Raw genomic sequence first — 22,003 nt, forward strand, 5'->3', positions numbered from 1 at the left:
GTATCATACTGCTTTTTTAAGCGACAAAAAATCACCTTTATCATTGAAGGCAAATTACGTGAGTAATACGTGAGCAAAAAGAAACCATTAAGCCAAGGTCAGTTACGCAGAATGCGCAACAACCAAAAAAAGAAATTGCAAAGCAGCGAAGCTAGCGACAATACGCCTGAACTACAGGATAACTCGTTAGGGCCAGAGCAGCTTGGTACCATTATTTCTCGTTTTGGGCAGCATGCAGATGTTGAGACCGAAACAGGACACCTTGCGCGTTGTAATATACGCAGAAACATTAAAAGCTTAGTTACCGGTGACAAAGTCATTGTTCGCTTAGCACTAACTAGTGAGTCAGGTGCCAGCCGAATTGAAGGGATTGTAGAAGCCGTCCATCCAAGGCACTCGCTTCTATCTAGGCCTGATCTGTACGACGGCGTAAAAATCATTGCCGCCAATATCGATCAGATCCTCATTGTCACTTCCGTTAAGCCTGCCTTTACCACGCAGATTATCGACCGTTATTTGGTTGCTTCTGAAGATACCGGTATTGCCCCAGTTATCGTGCTCAACAAAGTTGATCTGATCACGCCCGAGGAGCTACCTGAGATTGAAGCTGCACTACAGCGTTATCGTGATATTGGCTATGAGGTCTATAAAGTCAGTAGTAAAACTGGCGAAGGCGTCGAGCAAATCAACCAATTAATGGATGGTAAAGTCAGTGTATTTGTCGGTCAATCTGGTGTGGGTAAATCATCTATGATTAACGCCATGATGCCAGATGCAGAGCTACTGACTGGCGATATATCGGAAAACTCAGGTCTTGGTCAACACACAACCACAACAGCTAAACTACTGCACATTTCAACTGGCGGTGATTTAATCGACTCCCCAGGTGTTCGTGAGTTTGCACTTTGGCACTTGCCAGCAGAAAGAGTCGGTCAGTGCTTTATTGAGTTTAGAGATTATTTGGGAACCTGTAAGTTTAGAGACTGCAAGCACCTAAATGATCCCGGCTGCTCAATAGCAGAAGCATTAGAGGCTGGAGAGATCAGCCAAGATAGATACCATAATTACCACAAAATAATTGCAAGTTTGGACGAGCAAAGACATGCTCGTCACTTTAGAGCCGGTCCAGACGAATAGAACTAGAATAGAAAGGAATTTAAAATTGGATAAAGTTAAAATTGCGCTGCAGTATATTATGCCAAAGCACCTTGTTTCACGCCTTGTGGGAAAGCTAGCAGCAGCAGAAATGGGTTCAGTCACCACGGCAGCAATTAAATGGTTTATCAAACAATACAAAATAGACATGAGTGAAGCGGCGCAGCCAGCACCTGAGGCTTACCCGACTTTTAATCAGTTTTTCACTCGTGCATTAAAACCTGGTATTCGCCCGCTTTGTGAAGATAAAGATTACATCATCCACCCTGTGGACGGTGCGGTAAGTCAGTTAGGGCCTATTGAAGATGGTCGTATCTTTCAAGCTAAAGGTCATGATTACTCATCACTAGCACTGCTGGGTAACCAAGCAGCGGATGCCAAACGTTTTGAAGAGGGTGATTTCGCAACTATCTACTTAGCCCCTAAAGATTACCATCGCATTCATATGCCAATCAAAGGTACTTTGTCGAAGATGACTTATGTGCCTGGTGAACTATTTTCAGTTAATCCGTTAACCGCGCAAAATGTACCTGGCTTATTTGCTCGTAACGAACGCGTAGTGGCGATTTTCGAAACAGAAATTGGCCCTATGGCGATGGTGCTTGTGGGAGCAACCATTGTTGCGAGTATCGAGACAATATGGGCGGGTACCGTCACTCCGCCAACCGGTAAAGATGTGTTTACTTGGGACTACCCAACTGAAGGCCCTGATGCACTAACTCTTGAAAAAGGTGCTGAGATGGGTCGCTTCAAGCTCGGCAGCACTGTAGTCATGTTGTTTGCTAAAGATGCACTCGATGAGTTTGCTGACGGTGTCGAACCATGTAGCGTCACCCGTATGGGTCAAGCTTTTGCAAAAATAGAAGACTAAGTTCACATTGAATCCCAATGATAAAAAAACAGGGTTGGTTGAACTGCATTTAGCAGTACTGCTATTCGGTGGCACCGCTCTGTTTTCTAAGCTCATCCCCTTAAGCGCTTTAGATATCACCGTTTTACGCTGTGTAGTCGCTGCCGCAGTTCTCTCACTGATAGTCAAACTCAGTAAGCAAAAAATAGCCCTTGAAGCAGCTAAAGATTATTGGGTTGCCATTGGGCTGGGTGTGATTGTGAGTTTACATTGGGTAACTTATTTTGCCTCTATGCAACTATCCTCTGTTGCCATTGGCATGATTGCGTTTTTTAGCTACCCCGTAATGACCGTATTGGCAGAGCCTTTAGTGACAAAATCAAAACTGCAACTCGCCGATGTTATAAGTGGCGTTATAGTGTTGATAGGGGTTAGCCTGCTTATTCCTGAAGCAAGCCTTGGCAATGACGTTACACTTGGGATAGTCATAGGCATTGTTTCTGCTGCACTTTTCACTACCAGAAACTTATTACACAAACGCTATTTTTCTCAATATAGCGGCCAACAAGCAATGCTTTACCAAACCGCTGTAGCAGTGGTTTTTCTTGCACCTTGGTTGTCAGTCGAAGTCAGCACGATTGAATCTAATGTTTGGTGGTTAATCATACTACTTGGCACTATATTCACTGCTGCTCCACACGCTCTGTTCACTTCTGCGCTGCGCTTACTCAGTGCAAAAACAGTTGGCCTAGTCTCTTGTTTACAACCTTTCTATGGTGCCGTTTTGGCATTACTGCTTTTAGGCGAAGATCTCGATATTAAGACTATTATCGGCGGGACTCTAGTCGTTGCTACAGCATTATTTGAAACCCAACAGAGTCACAAGTCACAACGGGTTAAAAAGACTGCATAGTTCGATTTCTTTATTCTGATAACTTGGCTACTATAAGTTAGTCCTTTTCGATTTATGCAAGCTGCTAATCATGCATCGTTTTTTATTGGTTCTCCTGTGTCTATTTTGCTCCACTGCCAATGCAAACCAACCTACTTCTCTTGAAAAAAAGTTGGGGATAAACCCTACAACTAGTGAAACTAAGACTCCGCAACAACAGTTGCTCTTACTACAGTCAAAAATTCAAGAGCTAGCACTTACCGAAAGGAATGCTAAAACACTGCTAAGTAATTTTGAATTACATAAAGCAAACCTATTGCAGCAAATAACAGAAGCAAAGAAAGCGGTCACGCTCTCAACAGAGCAAGATATTAGCCAGCAAGGTTCAATGGCCTACCTGCGACTATCTGAATTCAAAGAAGTTGAAATTAGTTTGAGCAATAAAATTAATGAGTTAAATAGCGCATTAAATAATTTACCAAAAACCTTAAATAGTGCACGAGCAACACTCAAAAAGCACAAAAAAATCAAAATTTCTAATGAGCAGACTCTAGCGAATGAAATACTACTGGCTCAAAGAGAGCTATACCAGCAGCATGTTGTCACCCTTGAAGCAAACTTAGCCAGTAGTCAGAAAGAGATTGATCTCAACCAACTGCAGTTACAACTAGTGCGTGAGCAGTTGTTACAGCAAGAACTGTTTATTGAACGAATCAACCAACAGCTAGAATTACAACGCCACATGCGCACTGAAGCAGCAATAGCCCAAAGTTTAGTTCCTGATTCAACCGCTACAGATCCAATTGCTCAAGCCCTTAATGAAGCAAATCAACAGTATGGCGAAACACTAAAAACACTTAATCTCAAAATTAGCCAAGCGCTCACACAGCAAGAGCATGCTGAGGCGCAATACCAAGATCAAGCTAAGCAGCTCACTAATATTCAGCAGCAGATAAGTTGGCTCAAGCTCAACTCAGCATTCGGTGAACGTTTTCTGCAGATGCTACAAGCATTACCCAAACCACCAAGCCAAGATAAAGTGCAATCAGAGATTGCAGACGCACGATTAGCCCGTTACCAAATAGAGCAATCGCAAATTATCAATGAACAGCAGCTTAGTGGTGTACCAAAGCCAACACAACTGCATGCAAAGCTGCTTATTTCACAAGAATTACTACTACAACAACTTCTGCAAAGCTATGATCAATACTTAAGTGAGTTAGCTGATTTAAGAGTGAGTAACGAGCAACTTAATCAGCAATACATCACTTTAAGAGACACGCTAAATGAGCATCTATTTTGGGTGCCTAATGCTAATCGAATTGGAGGACTTTGGCTTACTGAACTGCACCAAAGCGTGCAGTGGATGATCCAACAAGCTCCCTGGAAGCAACTGCAAAACTCATTCACTGAACAAGGCAGTTTATGGTCTTGGTGGCTAATTTTGCTTATCGTTAGCCTCGTGGCACAAGATATCCTCACACCAAAGTTTAAAGCAGCAATGCGACGTGAACTGCCATTTGTAGGGAACGTTACTCAAGATAAGTTTATTTATACTTGGCACGTGCTACTAAACTCTGCGAGCTACAGTCTGCTCAAACCGCTTCCTATTATTCTCGCAGGGTTAATTTTCTATTTATCTAATATAAATTTTGTTTCCGCTATCGGTATGGGCATTTTGGCTGTAGGCATTTTCTATCAACTATATCGCTTGGTGTTTTTACTCGCTTTAGATAAGGGATTGCTAATCAATCATTTCAAAGCCCAGCGAAGCATAGTACGTGCCGGGCAAGCGAAGTTTAAGCAACTTACCTTTATGGTAACCCCATTTTTAGGCATTACAGCATTTGCCGAAATCATTGATACCTCACTCGTTAGAAATAGCTTAGGCCGTGGTGCATTTATCATATTTTGTTTAATGTTATTTTGGTTCTATAAGGATGTTTTAGAAATATCCAACCGAGAGAATAAGCATCACCATGGCGATAAAAACAGAAAATTAATCCAAAAACTACTGTGGGCGATGCTAATAATAACGCCATTGGCTTGTGCTGTATTGGCCTTCTTAGGTTACTACTACACAGCCGTGCAAATGTTCCTGCAGTTGCAGCTATCATTGATTTTTGGCCTAGGCTTTTTATTGCTTTATCAATTAATAAAACGCTGGATGTTAATAGAGAGGCGTCGAATTGCCTTTGAACGCGCTAAGACAAAGCGCGCGGAAGTACTCGCACAACGTGAAAAAGGGGAAGTAAATTCACCTGAGCAACTCGATACCTATGAAGAGCCCGAGGTCGATTTAGAAACGATTTCAGGGCAATCTTTAGGTTTGGTTCGCTCGCTCTTACTGTTAGCCTTTTTGGCCAGTATTGTAGGCCTCTGGACTCAAACGCATACAGCATTGTTCTCTTTACTCGATGGAGTAACCTTATGGTCTAGCAATACCACCATTAATGGTATTGAACAGCAATTACCCATCACTTTAAAGTCGCTTATACTCTCGCTTATCATTGTGGGCTTTTCGATGATGATTGCCACCAACTTACCAGGTTTGATTGAACTAACAATTCTTCAACGATTAGATCTCAGCCAAGGCACTGGTTTTGCACTGACCACAGTTTGTCGCTATTTAGTGATTTTCTTTGGTGTATTAAGTGGATTTTCAACATTAGGGATGGAGTGGTCGAAGCTGCAATGGTTAGTCGCGGCTCTGTCAGTAGGTTTAGGTTTTGGCTTGCAAGAAATTTTTGCTAACTTCATCTCAGGTCTCATCATCTTATTCGAAAAACCTGTACGAATTGGTGATACGGTAACGATAAGAGATCTCACGGGTACTGTCAGTAAAATCCAGATCCGTGCCACCACCATTATCGACTGGGATCGAAAAGAGATCATTGTGCCCAATAAGGCCTTTATTACTGAGCAACTGATTAACTGGTCGCTTTCAGATCCGATAACACGGGTTATCGTGTATGTTTCTGTAGCCCGAGATTCCGATCCCGCACGCGTGGAGGCAGCTCTTTATCAAGCAGTACAAGAGTGTGATGATGCACTACTCACACCAGAACCTGAAGTCTGGTTCGCAGGGTTTGGTCAGCATACCCAAGACTTTGAGGTTAGAGCTTACGCCAAAGACATGGGCACACGTTGGCCGCTTAGACATAAGCTACATAAACAGATCAGTAAAAAATTACGAGATAACAATTTGGAACTTGCCTACCCTCAGTTAGAGGTTCACTTGTCACCAGGGCAGGCAAAAGATGTGCAAAACTTAATACGGACTTAATCCCCTATGATTAGAGAAACTCAGCAATGAAGGTATTTGCTCATCGCGGTGCTAGCGGTAGTGCCCCTGAAAATACCTTAAAGGCCTTTGAAAAAGCGATTAAGTTAGGCGCTACAGCAGTTGAGCTGGACATTCATTTAGTCGAAGGAGAGCTCTACGTTTTCCATGACCGTAGACTCGAAGCAACAAGTTCTGGTTGCGGGCTTATTGACACTGTCAGCGCAGAATACTTACAGAGTATAACGGTATCTGGTGAAGCAATTCCTACACTTATTGATGTCTTAGCGCTACTCAAGCCTCACAATATAGAAGTTAATATCGAGCTTAAAGGGCTATCCGTGTTGCCTGCTTTTATAGCACTATACGCAAAACTTATCGATGAACAGATATATGATCCAGATCTGTTGCTGATCTCCTCTTTTAACCACCGCCAGCTTTATGCTTTCAAGCTGCAATACCCACAGGCAAGAGTCGCCCCTCTCATTGAAGGAGTGCCCTTTGATCTGGCAAAGATTGTTACAAAGTTAAATGCTTACTCGATTCATTTAGGCCTCAGCTTTGTCACCCAAGAGATGATTGAAGACGCCCATAGACGTGGTGCAAAAGTGTACGTCTATACGGTGGATTTTATTGATGATATTGAGATGTTAGCCAAGCGAGGGGTCGATGGTATCTTCAGTAATTTTCCAGATAAAGCGCTTGCTACAATCACACAAATAAATGCAGCAAACGCCTGAGTATTGACGGTATGTAATCGGTATTCGTTACCATTCTTTACATATCGATGTCTCAAACCACAGTAATATAATCTACACTAAAATTAACGGCTTAAACTTGTTTATTACGTTGAGCCCAGCTACCAATAGCAAAGAAAATGGCTAACACCAGTAGAAACAACCAGTGTGATGGGACACGTGCCATGTATTGCGCTAGTAGCGGGCTTAATTTCACTATAATTAGCCCATAACCAAATGCGTTGACGATAACAAAGATCAGCGTTCGAATAATGAAAGAACGCCCGGTAAGATAACGTCGTAAAAAGCGGTTGATATCGCTGCCAAATACAACCAGTGCACAAGCAACGATTGCCGTTGAAGCTTCTGTTAGCCAGGGGTAGATAAACGAACCTAAATAGCTCAGAAATTCAATCAACTTGGACATAAACGTACTCTAATTTAATGACATATAGCTAGGATAAAGGGAGTCAGCATGGGACACAAGTTACTATTGCTCACCAGAGAAAATGAAAAATATCGTCAGCTTCTGACTTCTTGCCATCTACCAAATGTGCATATTTTGGATGATAATCCGCAAAACATATTTGCCGCTGACATTTGGCTTGCAGAACCAAGTCTTGCCGCCCCAATACTGCCACATGCTACAAATTTAAAATGGATGCAGTCGACTTTTGCGGGCGTCGACGCATTAGTTAAACCTAGGCAGCGACGAGACTATGAACTTACAAATGTACGAGGGATCTTTGGTCCATTAATGAGCGAATACCTGTTTGGCTATCTACTCGCTTACCAGCGTGAACACGGCCGTTATAAAACTCAACAAGCGCAGAAAGTATGGCTACCTGGTAGCTATAAGACTTTACAAGGGCAGAACCTACTGCTCTTAGGTACCGGCTCTATTGCAAAACATATAGCCCAAACTGCCAAACACTTTGGCATGCATGTCATTGGTATTAATCGCGGGGCAAAACCCACTAAAGGTTTTGACGAAATCGACACCTTAGCCAACTTGACTCGTCATCTACCAAGAGCGGATGCGGTTGCGAGTATCTTGCCGAGCACACCAGAAACACGCGGTGCTCTGAACCAACATACATTATCTCTGCTAAAAAAAGAGGTGGTGTTGTTTAACTTAGGTCGAGGCGACGTACTTGATCTTGATTCGCTCTATATCCAGCTGATTCAAAATCAGCAACAGCAAGCAATACTCGATGTATTCAATCAAGAGCCATTACCAGAAGAGCATCCTATTTGGTCGCTAGACAATGTTGTCATCACCCCACATATTGCAGCTCCAAGTTTTCCGGAGCAAGTGGTAGAGATCTTCTCTGAAAACTACCACAAGTGGATAAAAGGCGAGGAACTAGCCCATCGGGTTCATTTCGAACGCGGTTACTAGGTCCACTTTAAAAATCAAGAAATAGCTTTTAAGCGCAAAATATGACCAAGTGCCCACTCCGGCACTTGGTTGTGATCAACCGCAATGTTTTTAATAACTACCAACCTATCGAATGATTGATAACTATTCTCAGTAGTTATTAGCATTGAGAATCGTTTTCATTTATAATTCGTGCACATTCGATTGTTGGACCATTATTTATGTACGTTTGTCTTTGTCATGCGATTACAGATACTCAGATTAAAGAAGCTGTTAGCCAAGGCGATGCTTCATTAGCTGATGTAAAAAAGCGTTTGGGCGTGGGCGATCAGTGTGGAAAATGCGTAAAAATGGCCAGTCAAATTATCCAAAGACAAGTCGATATCGAACCTAATTACTATGAAGTTGCTTAGACTGTGTTACGCAATTAATAGATAAAAAAATGCAGCCATTAGGCTGCATTTTTTATTCAAGCAATTAAACGACAGGTTCACCATCTCCAAGTTCGACACTATCAACTCGCTGCAGCCCTCGTGGCAATTTCGCCCCCCTGCGTCCCCGCTCTCCTCGATAATGCTCTAGATCGCTCGGCTTCAACGTTAGCTTGCGCTTACCCGCCCATAGCGTGACAGGCATATCTTCAGGGATTACATTGAGGTGAATTAGCAACTCTTCTCGATTCTTAGCTCGCTCGGTCGGTATTCCGATTATTTTGTTGCCCTTACCTTTAGTCAGCTGCGGTAATGCATCTAAAGAGAATAGTAACATTCTGCCTTCGTTGGTAATGGCCAAGATTGACTGAGCTTTTGATTTATCTACTTTTTGAGGCTGCAAAACTTTAGCATTCGCTGGCAGACTTAACAGTGCTTTACCCGCCTTATTGCGCGATATCATATCTTTATTGGCAGCAATGAAGCCGTAGCCCGCATCGGATGCCAGTATGTAACACTGACTTTCGTCAGCAAGTAGCACATGCTCCATCGTTGCACCAGGCGCCAAATTGAAACGAGTGGTTATCGGCTCCCCTTGAGAGCGCGCAGATGGAAGTGTATGAGTCTCAGTTGCAAATGCCCTACCGGAGGTATCAATAAACACGCTAGGCTGATTACTGCGCCCTGGAGCCGAACACAAGAACTCATCACCTGCTTTATAAGATAAGCTCTTACCATCAACCTCGTGCCCTTTAGCACACCTTACCCAGCCCTTTTCAGACAAGACAACTGTGACAGATTCAGCTGGTACTAACTCTTGCTCAGTTAACGCTTTTGACTCACCGCGAACAACTAGCGGTGAGCGGCGATCATCACCATAATCTTCGCCATCTTTGATCAACTCTTTCTTAATTAACGTCTTCATACGACGCTCTGAGCTTAGTAATAACTGTAGCTTGTCTCGCTCGGCTTCTAATTCACTTTGCTCAGACTTAATTTTAAACTCTTCTAACTTGGCTAAATGGCGAAGTTTCAAATCTAAAATCGCATCAGCTTGCTTATCAGATAGTTCAAACCGAGTCATTAACTCTGCTTTGGGATCATCATGAAAACGAATGATCTCAATGACTTCATCTATATTCAAAAATGCAATCATCAAGGCATCGAGGATGTGTAACCGAGCTAATATCTTATCTAGTCTAAACTCTAAGCGACGCTTAACCGTGGTCATGCGGAAGACAAGCCATTCAGTTAACAGCTCACGTAGACCTTTAACCTGCGGACGGCCATTCAGCCCTAACACATTCAGGTTAACTCTATAACTCTTCTCTAAATCGGTCGTAGCAAATAAGTGCGCCATCATCTGATCGCAATCGACACGATTTGAACGTGGGACTATCACCATACGTACAGGGCTTTCGTGATCAGATTCATCACGTAAGTCAGTTACCATAGGTAATTTCTTAGCCTGCATTTGCGCCGCGATCTGCTCTAAAATCTTACCGCTACTAGCTTGATGTGGTAGCGCGGATATCACCACCTCACCATTTTCAACAGTGTAAACCGCCCGTGCTTTAATAGAGCCACGACCCGTTTGATAAATTTTGGCGATGTCCGCAGATGGCGTAATAATTTCAGCTTCTGTTGGATAGTCAGGCCCTGGGACAAATTCCATTAATCGTGGTAAGTCTGCTTTAGGGTTATCAAGTAATTCAATACAGGCACCCACAAGCTCTTTAGCATTGTGTGGCGGAACATCTGTTGCCATGCCCACAGCAATGCCCGTAATACCATTGAGCAGGATATGAGGCAGCCTTGCAGGTAAAACCAATGGTTCTTTCATCGTACCATCAAAGTTTACCCCCCAATCGACGGTACCTTGACCTAACTCGCTCAGTAGTACTTCAGAAAATTTGGATAACCTAGCTTCGGTATATCGCATTGCTGCAAATGACTTAGGGTCATCCGGCGCCCCCCAGTTACCTTGGCCGTCTACTAACGGATAACGGTAAGAAAATGGCTGCGCCATAAGTACCATTGCTTCATAACAAGCACTGTCTCCGTGTGGGTGGTATTTACCCAACACGTCACCCACTGTACGGGCAGACTTCTTATGCTTTGACTGAGCAGACAACCCAAGCTCACTCATGGCATAAATAATACGCCTTTGAACGGGTTTGAGTCCGTCACCGATATGCGGCAAAGCGCGATCCATGATGACGTACATCGAATAATTAAGGTATGCCTCTTCCGTGAAGCGGCGCATTGGCATTTGCTCTACGCCGTCTAAGCTTAAATCTATCGCATCACTCATTAATCATTATCCTGTGACTGACTCTTTGGTGCATTTTTGTAATATAAACGGTAAACATTGCCTTTTAAATCGTCTGAAATATACATGCCACCATCAGGTGCGGTGATCAATGAATGAGGTCTGGCGACTGGAAACTCACCATCTAAAAAGCTAACAACCGTGCTGCGTTTGACAATTTTTTTATTCTCAATTTCAAGCATTACCACTTGATAGCCAACCTTACTTGAGCGATTCCAAGAACCATTTTCGGCAATAAACATTTGGTTATGATAGCGCTCAGGGAATTGATCGCCACGATAAAAATGTAGCCCCAGAGGTGAAACATGAGCGGGTAACTCAAACTGAGGTGCTACAACCTTTAGGTTTTCAGGTTTATCATAAGCGGGTTCGATAACATCTGTTGCATGGATGTAGGGAAATCCATAATGGCTACCGACCGTTTCAACCTTATTTATCTCATCCGGCGGTAAGTTATCACCCATCCAATTACGACCGAGCTCAGAAAACCACAACTCTTTGTCTGCTACTGACCAATCAAACGCACCGACTCGGCGAACACCGCTGACAATTTGTTCACTCTCACCGCTCTCAACATCAATAGCGATGATACTGCCAAACGGATCTTCTGGCTCACACACGTTACATGGAGCCCCAATGGCAATATAGAGCCTACCATCTGGTCCAAAATGCATTGCACGGCGACTCTTCTTAGCATTGCCTGGTAAGCGGTCATAAACCTCTTTCGGTCGACCAGGTCTCCTCAGACGAGATTCGATCTCAACAAACCTTAATATACGATCATCTTCTGCAACATAAAGTGCACCATCGTGAAAAGCGATCGCTTCTGGATAGTTTAGCCCTTTAGCAATGATATAACGCTTATCAACTCTGCCATCTTGGTCGGCATCGACTAAGGCAGTGATAATCCCCTCTTTATGAGAACCAACAAACAGCGTGCCATTAGTGCCAAGTGCTAACTGCTTTGCATCACCTAAATCAGAAGCAAATAGCGTTAAGCCAAAGCCTTTTGATACCGTGATCATTACAGGCTCGGCAGCATACGCTGCGGTGCCAAAAATAACTTGAGCAAACATCATCGATAAACCGATAAACATTCCCTTGGGGTAATTTTCAAACGTCATTATTATTCTTTTTTAGTGCTCTATTATTATAAAAAGTCGATCTATATTTGTGCGAGATCGCCTTTGGTTTCTAGCCATAGTTTTCTATCGCTAGAACGTTTCTTTGCTAACAGCATATCCATTACTGCTAATGTATCATCGGCATCATCAACGGTTAGTTGAACTAATCGGCGTGTGTTAGGGTCCATTGTGGTTTCACGTAGTTGCAGAGGATTCATTTCACCCAACCCTTTAAATCGTGTTACCTGAACTTTGCCTTTGCGTTTTTCAGCTGCAATTCGATCAAGAATGCCGTCCCGCTCCGCTTCATCAAGTGCATAGAAAACTTCTTTACCAATATCGATTCTGAACAAAGGTGGCATTGCCACGTAGATATGCCCTTCTTCAACCAGAATACGGTAATGCTTCATAAAGAGCGCACAAAGCAAGGTCGCAATATGCAATCCGTCGGAGTCAGCATCAGCCAAAATACAGATTTTTCCATATCTTAGCTCTGAAATATCACTACTATCTGGATCGCAACCTATCGCAACTGAAATATCGTGCACCTCTTGAGATGCCAATACCTGTGTTTCATCGACCTCCCAGGTATTAAGGATTTTCCCACGCAGTGGCATAATAGCCTGAAACTCTCTGTCACGAGCCTGCTTAGCGCTACCGCCCGCGGAATCACCTTCGACCAAGAACAGTTCGCCACGCATAGGATCTTGACCACTGCAATCGGTCAATTTACCTGGTAAAGCAGGCCCAGAGGTTATGCGTTTACGCGCCACCTTCTTAGCAGCTTTCAAACGTTTCTGCGCATTATTGATGCACATATCCGCCAAAGCTTCAGCTTGTTCAGTATTGGTATTTAGCCAAAGGCTAAATGCGTCACGCACAATGCCAGATACAAACGCAGCACACTGACGACTTGATAACTTCTCTTTAGTTTGGCCAGCAAATTGTGGATCTTGCATTTTTATCGAAAGAATAAAAGTACAGCGATCCCAAATATCTTCAGGCGTTAGCTTAATGCCGCGTGGAACAAGATTTCTAAACTCGCAAAACTCACGCATAGACTCCAGTAGGCCCTGCCTAAAGCCATTCACATGAGTTCCGCCAAGCGGAGTTGGAATGAGGTTTACATAACTCTCATTTAGGTAATCGCCACCTTCTGGTAACCAAGTGATCGCCCAATCAGCAGCTTCAAGGTTGCCTTTGAAATTACCAACAAACGGCACTTCAGGCAGCATAGTCGCGCCGTCAATCGACGACTTTAAATAATCTTCTAAGCCACTTTCATAAAACCACTCTTGGGTTTCGTTAGTTTGCTTATTGACAAACTTAATCCTTAAGCCTGGACATAATACCGCCTTGGCCTTCAGTAAGTAACTGAGTTTGGTAATAGAGAAATTGCCGGAATCAAAATAGCTTGCGTCTGGCCAGAAGTGAACTCTAGTACCAGTATTGCGTCGACCACATGTGCCAGTTACACGAAGGTCTTCGACCTTTTCACCGTGTTCAAAAGCCATGTCATAGACTTCAGCGTTACGTCTTACCGTAATTTCGACTCGACTAGAAAGTGCGTTTACAACTGAAATACCCACCCCATGGAGACCACCGGAGAACTGGTAATTTTTATTCGAAAATTTACCGCCAGCATGCAGTTTAGTCAGGATAAGTTCAACACCTGGGATCCCCTCTTCAGGATGAATATCGACAGGCATACCACGACCATCATCCGTCACTTCAAGAGAGTTATCGATATGCAAGATCACATCGATTCGACTGGCATGTCCAGCAAGTGCTTCATCCACACTATTGTCTATGACTTCCTGTCCTAAATGGTTTGGACGCGAAGTATCGGTGTACATACCTGGGCGACGTTTTACAGGGTCAAGTCCGTTTAGGACTTCAATAGCATCTGAGGTGTATTGATTTGTCATAGCACACATTTTTTTTTGTTATTCAGGCCATGGTGCGGCCCTACGGGTCTATTTGTCAAGAAAACAGGTATTCACAAATGGCAGACAGCTGGCTTTCATAACCGATAAAGCTATGATCACCGCCTGGTTCAATCAGCAACTGACAACAATGATACTTCTGCACAGCCTGTTTATAGTCGAGTACTTCATCGCCTGTTTGTAACAAAACATAGAAGCGATCAGGATTTTTAATTGCAGCAGTATCGAACTGGGCAACATCCTGTTTGTGCTTGGCTAAAACCTGATAGGTTTCGTTCGTATAGGGATTGTACTGAGTGCCAATGAATTCATCAAACAGTTCGAAGGGTTTTACCGCAGGATTAATCAAAACTGCGCGTCCGCCGTACTTTTCAGCCAAATAACTGGCGAAGTAGCCACCTAATGAAGACCCTATATAGCTTATCGACTCGCCAGCGACCTTTGCTTGTTCAACAATATCGATCAGCATCGCCATAGCAGCAAGTGGTTCACTAGGCAGTTGTGGTTGTCTGAAATCTAAATTTGGGTAGTTTTGTTGGATAAAACTTGCGGTAACAAGTCCTTTATCCGAAAGAGGTGAACTGTTAAATCCATGAATATAAAGCAGCATAGTTCCTCACGCTGCGGTTTTAACTTTGCTTAATAACCGCCAGCTTCGTTGTCTGGTGAGAAATTTTCACCTGGTACCCGGTATACGTTAGTTAGGATGCTACCATCAGACTTAAGCTCCAGCAAACGGTAACCCGGTTGTAGTGCATCTAATGCAAAATAGGGAGATTTGGGCTTAAATTGAATACAGGTTGAAGGGGTAGCCATTAACTTCACAGGACCATTAGGCCCAAGGTGAACGGTATCAACGCTTTGATGGATATGCCCCCAAAGCAGCCCTTTAACTTGTCGATAGCGTGAAACTTGTTGAATAAAGTCACTACCATTATCCATACAATGCTGATCTAACCAAGCGCAGCCAGCCAGTACAGGATTATGATGCATAACTAATAATGTATGGCGATTTGGCTCAGCTTCAATAGCCCTATCAATGAGATTTAGCTCTGCGTCAGACATGTGCCCCCCAGGGCGTCCTCTCACGGTAGAATCCAGCATAATAATTTGCCAATTTCCCGCTAACACTCTTTTTTGACCATGCACATTATCTCCCTGCATATGCAGATTCATAATACGAGGGTCGTCATGATTACCCGGCAAGTAATGGCAAGGGATCTTCAGCGGCGCTATCGCGTCAACAAACCGGTGATATGACTCATTGGAATAGTCTTGGCTAATATCTCCGGTGGCCAACATAAAATGGGCTGGATAATCAACAGCAGCAATAGTATTTAGCACTGCGTTTAAGCTTTGAGCTGTATTCACGCCTAGCAATTGAGCTTCAGGATCAGCAAAAAGGTGAGGATCAGTGACTTGCACCATTCTCACACTTTCAGATTCAGAAATTGAATAAGAGATTGCCTCTTTTAGCAAAGTAATTACCTAAATATCAGATTCACAAATAAATTTGGTCAAGTTATCTATCTTCAACAACTCTTCAAGAAACGCATTCACTTGATACTTTTCATCACGATGATGCATATGCATATTTGGATAATCATACACTGGACGTAATTGGTAAATCTGTTGACTAGTTAACACTTCTGCTAATTTAGCGTCATGGTAAATGCGCACAGAAACTTTTGGTGTTGACACCAGAGCATGTTCTCCAACGCACCTAGAAATCTCTACCAATTGGGTATATTTAGTATTTTCCAATAGGCGAACATTTAGTCGACCAAACTCACCACCAACCTGCCAATATGTTCCTTCACTAGGCTCTTGGGTGAGCCAGCGCTGAATATGCATATAGTTTCTCGAACAAACAGCCAAAAACTGGCTGACGTTTGGCTGGTACTTCGATTTCCCAGCATAAGTTACTTTTGACACAAAATCATTCCAAAGTTCTTAAAAATCAAGCAACCATGATTATATTTCACAATTACTTTGAAGCAAATTTTGATAGTTTAGCTGCAGCCATTGCAAACCAATAACCGTAGAAGCATTATCAATGCGACCATTAGTCATCATTTTGTAGGCTAGCTCCCTATCAACGACATGCACCTTTATATCTTCATGCTCTTCAGCTAAACCATGATGGCCAGTAGCACTTGTAGAGTCGACTGCTGCCCAATAAAAATCAAAGCGCTCGCTCGTTCCGCCCGGACTTGAGAAATACTGATTAACCTTAGTGACATTTATCGCCGTCAAACCCGTTTCCTCTTTAAGCTCCTTAACGGCAACATCCTGCGATGTTTGACCAGGATCAATCATCCCAGCCACTAACTCAAGCAACCAGGGCGTAGACGCGCTTTCCAACACAGGAATGCGGATCTGTTCTATCAGCACGACCTTATCGTTAACCGGATCATAAGGTAACACCACCACGGCATGCCCCCTTTCAAACACTTCTCTGGTAACAACTTCACTCCAACCACCGTCGAATAAACGGTGCTTGAACTTATACTCTTCCATCTTGAAAAAGCCTTTATATAGCGTTTTTTTGCCGAGCAACTCGACATCTTCATGGCTAAAAGTGCTGTTCATTTATTCTCCTAAAGCTACTTATTAATCAAAGCGTTTATGCCAAAACAAGGCAAAATAAAATTATTAATACTAAGATAAAGGCAGATCTGATTATTGCGATAAAAAACTGTTACACTTCCTAGTTGACTTAGGAATTGTAGGTTTTTACTATCTAATGCACTAAGTTTAGATGTATTGGGAAGCGTCGGGAAGCGCAAACCGCCTAACTTTAAAGATATAAGCTAGGCATAACTAAACAAAACAAAGTTAAATTCGCTCCTCAATGGAGAATTTTGTCTAAAAAGGACAGCAAATGAAATTCAAGATCCGTTCTCTATGTGCCGCACTGACGCTAGCAGTCTCAGCGCAAGTTGCTCATGCCGACGACCTTTTACAGATATACCAACAAGCATTAACCAGTGATCCAGTTGCACTACAAGCAAAAGCTCAGCGTGATGCGCTTTACGAGCAAATTCAAGAGCAGCGTGCACCGCTGTTACCAACAATCAGTGCTAACATTGGTTACGATAAAGCTTGGAATGATCCAAGTGATGATAATAGTGGCGTTGTAGGTAGTGTCTCGCTTAAACAAGTCATCTATGACCACAGTGCATGGGTCGGTTTAAGCTTGGCAGAAAAAGCGGCATCACAAGCAGACTCTGCATACGCATCGTCTCTACAAAACCTGATTATTCGTGTCACCACAGCTTATTTTGATGTATTAACGGCCAAAGATAATTATGAGTTCCAAGGTTCAGAGAAGCGCGCTATTGAGCGTCAGCTCGAGCAGACAAAACAACGTTTTGCCGTTGGTCTTACCGCTATTACTGACGTGCATGAAGCTCAAGCTCAGTATGACCTTGCAAATGCCACAGAGATCCTTGCTGAAAACACGCTAGCTAACAGCTATGAAGCATTACGTGAAATCACCGGTATCGATCACAAGAGCATTAACATTCTCGACACTAACCGTTTTTCAGCATCGCCGGTAGCACCCGCTATGTCGACTGACTGGATTAAGATGGCAGAAACCAATAACGTTGACCTAATGACAACGCGTATTGGTAAAGATATCGCCGAAGAGACCATTACGCTTTATAAAGCAGGTCATATGCCTTCATTGAGCTTAGATGCAGGCTACAGAAAAGGCATCGAGCAAGAAACAGGTGGTGTTAATACTCCTGACTTTGACAATGGCACATTAGGTGTGACTTTGAGCATCCCTATTTTTGAAGGTTTCAAAGTCACCTCTCAAGTTAACCAAGCTCAATATCAATATGTTGAAGCAAGTGAAAAACTTGAGCAAACGCACCGTAAAGTCGTTAAAGATGTACGTAATAACTTTAACAACGTAGGTGCCTCAATCAGTTCAATCCGTGCTTATGAGCAGTCTGTGATCTCATCAGAGAGTGCATTAAAGGCAACTCAAGCAGGTTTTGAAGTGGGTACTCGTACTATTGTTGATGTATTGAACCGAACACGAGATCTTTACGATTCAAAACGTAAATTGTCTGATGCACGTTATGGCTACATCAACTCAATCATTGCCCTTAAGCAAGCTGCTGGTACGTTGAACGAAGATGACGTTAGTGCAATCAATAACGGTCTAAAAGCGCCGCTATAATTGGCAAAATACATGTTATATAGAAAAAAAGCCCAGTGTTCACACTGGGCTTTTTTATCCTGTAGCAAAGCTCAATTAACTTTTTAGCTTTTCTGCCAGTCTAGTAGCATTACGTGCCGTTATGCCATATATCGATAACTGAGGGTTAGCGCCAAGACTCGTGGGGAATATAGAACCATCCATCACTGACAGGTTTTCAAAATAATGCGACTCGCCATAGCTATTGACCATCGACATCTTACGGTCTTCCCCCAGTGGGCACCCTCCCATCACATGAGCTGAAGCAACAACCGTTTTTAATGGCGCAAGATCCATATTCGTAATGGCCTGCTTAGCTTCTGACCAACTGCCTAAATACGGCATACCTTCACTAATAGGTAACACTTTGTTTGCGCCTGCAGCGAATTGTAGTTCAGCCATGCTTGCATAGGCGCGTCTTGCTGCTCGCCAAAATGCGTCAGTTAATGGGTAATCCAATGTACTGCCATACTCAGTTAATTTAACTTCACCGCCAGGGCTATTCTCATGATAACCATCACGAACAAGGGCTATGGTCACTTGAAGCTGATTAAAGTTCGCCATCAATTCTGCATGGCTCTGACCGTAGCCGATCGTTTTTGATGCGATCAAAATCGGGTGGATAGGCGGTACTTCAAGCTTATAACCTAACTCACCATCAGCTCCGTTTTTCCAAACAAACTCATCTGAATAAATAGATTGCGGCGCCCCACTATGACCATTGATAGGATCGGTAAACATCGCTCCACTAAGCAATGTTGGGTGGAGGAAGGTTCGCTTACCGATGATCTCATAGGGATCAGGCAATTTAGAGCGCAGCATGATTGTGGGTGTGTGGATAGCGCCAGCAGCCAAAATATAATGCTTGGCTTTAAAAATGACCTCAACAGGTAAAGACCTCATATTGCTGTCTAATGCTTGGGCTTTTACTGCATAAATTTTATCATCATGATGCGCAAGCTTTATCACTTTAGCTTGACTGACCAAAGTCGCGCCGCCCTCAAGTGCAGCAGGTATTGTAGTGACTAACATTGACTGCTTCGCGTTAACAGGACACCCCATACCGCAATAGCCTGTATTCCAACAACCTTTAACATTGCGTTTAATTACCGTGTAATCCCAACCTAACTGCTCACAACCCTCTTTTAACGCAGCATTATTACGGTTGGGATCGAATGGCCATTCGCTAATATTCAGTCGTTGCTCCATTTGTTCAAACCAAGGAGTTAACTCTTCTTTTGATAATCCCTGCACCGATTTATCCGACGCCCAAAAGGCTAAAGCCGGTTCTGGTGTACGAATAGACGTGGTCCAATTAACCGTTGTCGAGCCGCCTACTGCGCGCCCCTGAAAAATACCGATCGCCTTATCCGTTGTCTTCATGCCAGCAGCTTGTTGATAAAGATCGGGATAAGCGCTGCGCTCTTCCATCACAAAGTCTTTCGATGATTTTAACGGCCCGCCTTCAACGATTATCACTGATAGGCCGGCTTTTGTGAGGATCTCGGCCGCCGTACCACCTCCTGCACCGCTGCCGACAATAACCACATCTGCTTCAAGTGTTTGATTTTCTGTTAACTGCCCCGCATTAATATGCGCCCAGCCCGAATTAAGCCCTGTAACAATAGGATCTTCAATCGCCACGAACTACTCCTTAAATCCGATATGATTAACCGCCAGCATTATTTCATCTCCTCTAGGAAATTCGGCTTGGCGTAATGTAATCTACTCCAATGTTCTGGTGCCGAATAGTAGCTCGCCATCACCAATTCTCTTAAGCCTTGATAAGCTGTCACCATCATCTCCATAAAGCTAGTGCGCCAGCTTTGCAGCATATCGACTAGCTCCGCACTATTACGCATCATTAACGGCGTCATACTGCCTGTCAAAATGAGTAGTCCAAGCCTCCCCTCGAGCAAGTCTAATAACTGCTCTAGTTCAAGTTGGCTCTCTTTTGGGAGTATAGATATAGTATGCTCGATGGCATCTAAGGTGCGATTCTCTGCGTCCCTTTTTAATGCCGGCACATCAGGCCATGCCCCGTCGAGAAAAACAGGCAATAGCACACTAAATAACAATCGATGCTTGTCATCTAGTTTAGCGTTGACACTCAAGTGATCACTTGAGCAATAATTAACGCCCAAAGCTAAGCAAGCAGTGCCAACTAATGCGGTAGTGATAAAAGTACGTCGCTCCATCTTGTCCTCTTATTATTATTTTTGTCTCAATATTGATTTCAATAAAGCTGCTTTCAAGTTGCTATTCAACACACACTTTCATCACTTGCCCCAAGTAAAAGCCTTAGGTTTAAGCGATTTTAATAGTGGTTTTCAATCTGTGTTACACTCTTGCCATAACAACAATTAAACACACGTTTTAATTTTCAGCAATAGCCAATTATGATAAGACAAAAATTCTCAGCTCCTTGGTGGGCTAGAAACCCCCACATCCAAACGATTTTGCCCGTACTCACAAAAGTGGACAGACCACAGCTAAAGAGGGAAAGGTTAGAGCTTTCTGATGGGGATTTCATTGATCTTGATTGGCAGGGTAAACCTAAACCCAATCAAGCGATTGTTATCATTGTCCACGGTTTGGAGGGAAGTTCTAGTTCCCATTACGCGCGTCGGATTTTAGCGGCTTGTAAAACACAACAATTATGCGCCGTAGTACATCACCACCGTAGCTGCTCCGGAGAGCTTAATCGACTTGTGAGGGGCTATCATAGCGGTGATACTCAAGACATTCAGCAAACCTTGATTCAACTAAAGCAACGATACCCTGAGTCTCCCTTGCTTGCAGTCGGTTATAGTCTTGGTGGCAATGTATTGGTTAAATATCAAGGTGAACAACAGGAAAACAGCTTGCTTGAACGAGCTGTAGCGGTATCTGCACCGCTGCACCTAGCGGCATGCGCCAAAAGACTAGAGAAAGGTTTTTCAAAGGTATATCAGAGCTATTTGATCAAGCAGCTGCAAGAAAAAATGCTTGGCAAAGTATCTACACCAGCATTGCAGCCACTAATGCCTATTGGCAAGGCCGAGATCGAACGGCTCACCACTTTTTATGCATTTGATGACAAAATCACAGCACCATTGCATGGTTTTAATGGTGTCGATGATTACTACCATAGAGCCAGCGGCCTTCCCTATTTGAGCCAGATCCAAAAGCCAACGTTAGTGATCCATGCTAAAGATGACCCTTTTATGACTCATGCTGTCATTCCTACCCATGACCAATTAGCTGAGCAAGTTGAATACGAATTGCATGATAATGGCGGCCATGTTGGATTTATCGAAGGTGGTTCACCATGGCGGCCGCGATACTATATTGAAAAAAGAATCTTGTCATTTTTAACCTCTCATACTGATAAATCTGGAAATCATTGATGCTAGTTCCTTACGAAGCGCTAAACCAATTACCTGCAGAGACCCTCGAGAATCTCATAAAAGAGTTTCTCATTGGCCAAGTCGAAGATGGCAGTTTTGCGAATACGGATGAAGACAGCCTACAATCTGCTATAGCCCTGTGTCGCGACGCACTTTCTCGCGGAGAATTAGTGGTTGAGTTTAGCGAAGAGGAAGAATCGATCGCAGTTAGACGTAAAGAAGATATTGTCTCTGTGGACTCAGCTCAAGATTGACCTAAGTGTTACGAGT

The 22,003-nt window shown here is 43.3% G+C and carries 20 protein-coding genes; 10 read left to right on the forward strand and 10 right to left on the reverse strand.

Annotation, left to right across the window (positions count from 1 at the left end; genetic code table 11):
- Positions 1-69: 69 nt before the first annotated feature.
- The 5 genes from rsgA (at position 70) to L2730_RS04470 (ending at position 6,920) form a co-directional block, all read left to right on the forward strand.
- Positions 70-1,137, forward strand: a complete 1,068-nt coding sequence (rsgA, locus tag L2730_RS04450; protein ID WP_220736558.1) for a small ribosomal subunit biogenesis GTPase RsgA — start codon at positions 70-72, stop codon at positions 1,135-1,137.
- Between the two features lie 25 nt (positions 1,138-1,162).
- A complete protein-coding gene (gene asd, locus L2730_RS04455) occupies positions 1,163-2,026 on the forward strand; it encodes an archaetidylserine decarboxylase (protein WP_248973476.1) in 864 nt (287 codons plus the stop codon).
- A gap of 7 nt (positions 2,027-2,033) precedes the next feature.
- A complete protein-coding gene (locus L2730_RS04460) occupies positions 2,034-2,918 on the forward strand; it encodes a DMT family transporter (protein WP_248973477.1) in 885 nt (294 codons plus the stop codon).
- Positions 2,919-2,988: 70 nt separating this feature from the next.
- On the forward strand, positions 2,989-6,183 hold the full coding sequence (locus L2730_RS04465; RefSeq protein WP_248973478.1) for a mechanosensitive ion channel domain-containing protein: 3,195 nt from the start codon (positions 2,989-2,991) through the stop codon (positions 6,181-6,183).
- A 26-nt stretch (positions 6,184-6,209) separates the two neighbouring features.
- Complete coding sequence (locus L2730_RS04470) at positions 6,210-6,920, forward strand: glycerophosphodiester phosphodiesterase (RefSeq protein ID WP_248973479.1); 711 nt, start codon at positions 6,210-6,212, stop codon at positions 6,918-6,920.
- A 91-nt stretch (positions 6,921-7,011) separates the two neighbouring features.
- On the opposite strand, the gene L2730_RS04475 is transcribed toward L2730_RS04470, so the two are convergent.
- Positions 7,012-7,344: a DUF3392 domain-containing protein gene (locus L2730_RS04475; protein WP_248973480.1), complete on the reverse strand. Its 333-nt coding sequence runs from the start codon at positions 7,342-7,344 to the stop codon at positions 7,012-7,014.
- A gap of 48 nt (positions 7,345-7,392) precedes the next feature.
- Here L2730_RS04475 and L2730_RS04480 point away from each other — a divergent pair, with 48 nt between their 5' ends.
- Together L2730_RS04480 and L2730_RS04485 are read left to right on the forward strand one after the other, a co-directional pair.
- Positions 7,393-8,319 (forward strand): D-2-hydroxyacid dehydrogenase, encoded by a 927-nt coding sequence (locus L2730_RS04480; protein ID WP_248973481.1) that lies wholly within the window; start codon positions 7,393-7,395, stop codon positions 8,317-8,319.
- 200 nt (positions 8,320-8,519) lie between these two features.
- The gene (locus L2730_RS04485; protein ID WP_248973482.1) at positions 8,520-8,711 is read left to right on the forward strand and encodes a bacterioferritin-associated ferredoxin; all 192 of its coding nucleotides are present in this window, start codon (positions 8,520-8,522) and stop codon (positions 8,709-8,711) included.
- 64 nt (positions 8,712-8,775) lie between these two features.
- Here the strand turns inward: L2730_RS04485 and parC are convergent, their stop codons facing one another.
- From parC to nudF, 7 genes are all read right to left on the reverse strand, one after another.
- On the reverse strand, positions 8,776-11,043 hold the full coding sequence (parC, locus tag L2730_RS04490) for a DNA topoisomerase IV subunit A (protein WP_248973483.1): 2,268 nt from the start codon (positions 11,041-11,043) through the stop codon (positions 8,776-8,778).
- Complete coding sequence (locus tag L2730_RS04495) at positions 11,043-12,137, reverse strand: PQQ-dependent sugar dehydrogenase (protein ID WP_428848433.1); 1,095 nt, start codon at positions 12,135-12,137, stop codon at positions 11,043-11,045. The genes parC and L2730_RS04495 overlap by 1 nt, the downstream gene beginning before the upstream one ends.
- Positions 12,138-12,226: 89 nt before the next feature.
- On the reverse strand, positions 12,227-14,113 hold the full coding sequence (gene parE, locus L2730_RS04500) for a DNA topoisomerase IV subunit B (protein ID WP_248973484.1): 1,887 nt from the start codon (positions 14,111-14,113) through the stop codon (positions 12,227-12,229).
- Between the two features lie 55 nt (positions 14,114-14,168).
- Positions 14,169-14,741 carry a YqiA/YcfP family alpha/beta fold hydrolase gene (locus L2730_RS04505; protein WP_248973485.1) on the reverse strand — a complete coding sequence of 191 codons (573 nt, stop codon included), beginning with the start codon at positions 14,739-14,741 and terminating at the stop codon, positions 14,169-14,171.
- Between the two features lie 29 nt (positions 14,742-14,770).
- On the reverse strand, positions 14,771-15,610 hold the full coding sequence (gene cpdA, locus L2730_RS04510) for a 3',5'-cyclic-AMP phosphodiesterase (protein ID WP_248973486.1): 840 nt from the start codon (positions 15,608-15,610) through the stop codon (positions 14,771-14,773).
- 9 nt (positions 15,611-15,619) lie between these two features.
- Entirely contained in the window at positions 15,620-16,066 is a 447-nt protein-coding gene (locus L2730_RS04515; protein ID WP_248973487.1) for a DUF1249 domain-containing protein, read from the reverse strand.
- Between the two features lie 39 nt (positions 16,067-16,105).
- The gene (gene nudF / locus L2730_RS04520; RefSeq protein ID WP_248973488.1) at positions 16,106-16,723 is read right to left on the reverse strand and encodes an ADP-ribose diphosphatase; all 618 of its coding nucleotides are present in this window, start codon (positions 16,721-16,723) and stop codon (positions 16,106-16,108) included.
- A gap of 292 nt (positions 16,724-17,015) precedes the next feature.
- Between nudF and tolC the strand changes: the two genes are divergently transcribed.
- Positions 17,016-18,326, forward strand: coding sequence for an outer membrane channel protein TolC (gene tolC / locus L2730_RS04525; protein WP_248973489.1), 1,311 nt, complete (start codon positions 17,016-17,018; stop codon positions 18,324-18,326).
- 75 nt (positions 18,327-18,401) lie between these two features.
- On the opposite strand, the gene L2730_RS04530 is transcribed toward tolC, so the two are convergent.
- Both L2730_RS04530 and L2730_RS04535 read right to left on the reverse strand, forming a co-directional pair.
- Positions 18,402-19,988, reverse strand: coding sequence for a GMC family oxidoreductase (locus tag L2730_RS04530; protein WP_248973490.1), 1,587 nt, complete (start codon positions 19,986-19,988; stop codon positions 18,402-18,404).
- Between the two features lie 38 nt (positions 19,989-20,026).
- Positions 20,027-20,542, reverse strand: coding sequence for a TAT leader-containing periplasmic protein (locus L2730_RS04535; RefSeq protein ID WP_248973491.1), 516 nt, complete (start codon positions 20,540-20,542; stop codon positions 20,027-20,029).
- A gap of 204 nt (positions 20,543-20,746) precedes the next feature.
- Here L2730_RS04535 and L2730_RS04540 point away from each other — a divergent pair, with 204 nt between their 5' ends.
- The gene (locus L2730_RS04540) at positions 20,747-21,733 is read left to right on the forward strand and encodes a hydrolase (RefSeq protein WP_428848434.1); all 987 of its coding nucleotides are present in this window, start codon (positions 20,747-20,749) and stop codon (positions 21,731-21,733) included.
- On the forward strand, positions 21,733-21,987 hold the full coding sequence (locus tag L2730_RS04545) for a YheU family protein (RefSeq protein ID WP_248973493.1): 255 nt from the start codon (positions 21,733-21,735) through the stop codon (positions 21,985-21,987). The genes L2730_RS04540 and L2730_RS04545 overlap by 1 nt, the downstream gene beginning before the upstream one ends.
- The last annotated feature ends 16 nt before the right edge of the window (positions 21,988-22,003 follow it).

The organism is Shewanella kaireitica (assembly GCF_023284045.1).
Taxonomy (GTDB): Bacteria; Pseudomonadota; Gammaproteobacteria; order Enterobacterales; family Shewanellaceae; genus Shewanella; species Shewanella kaireitica.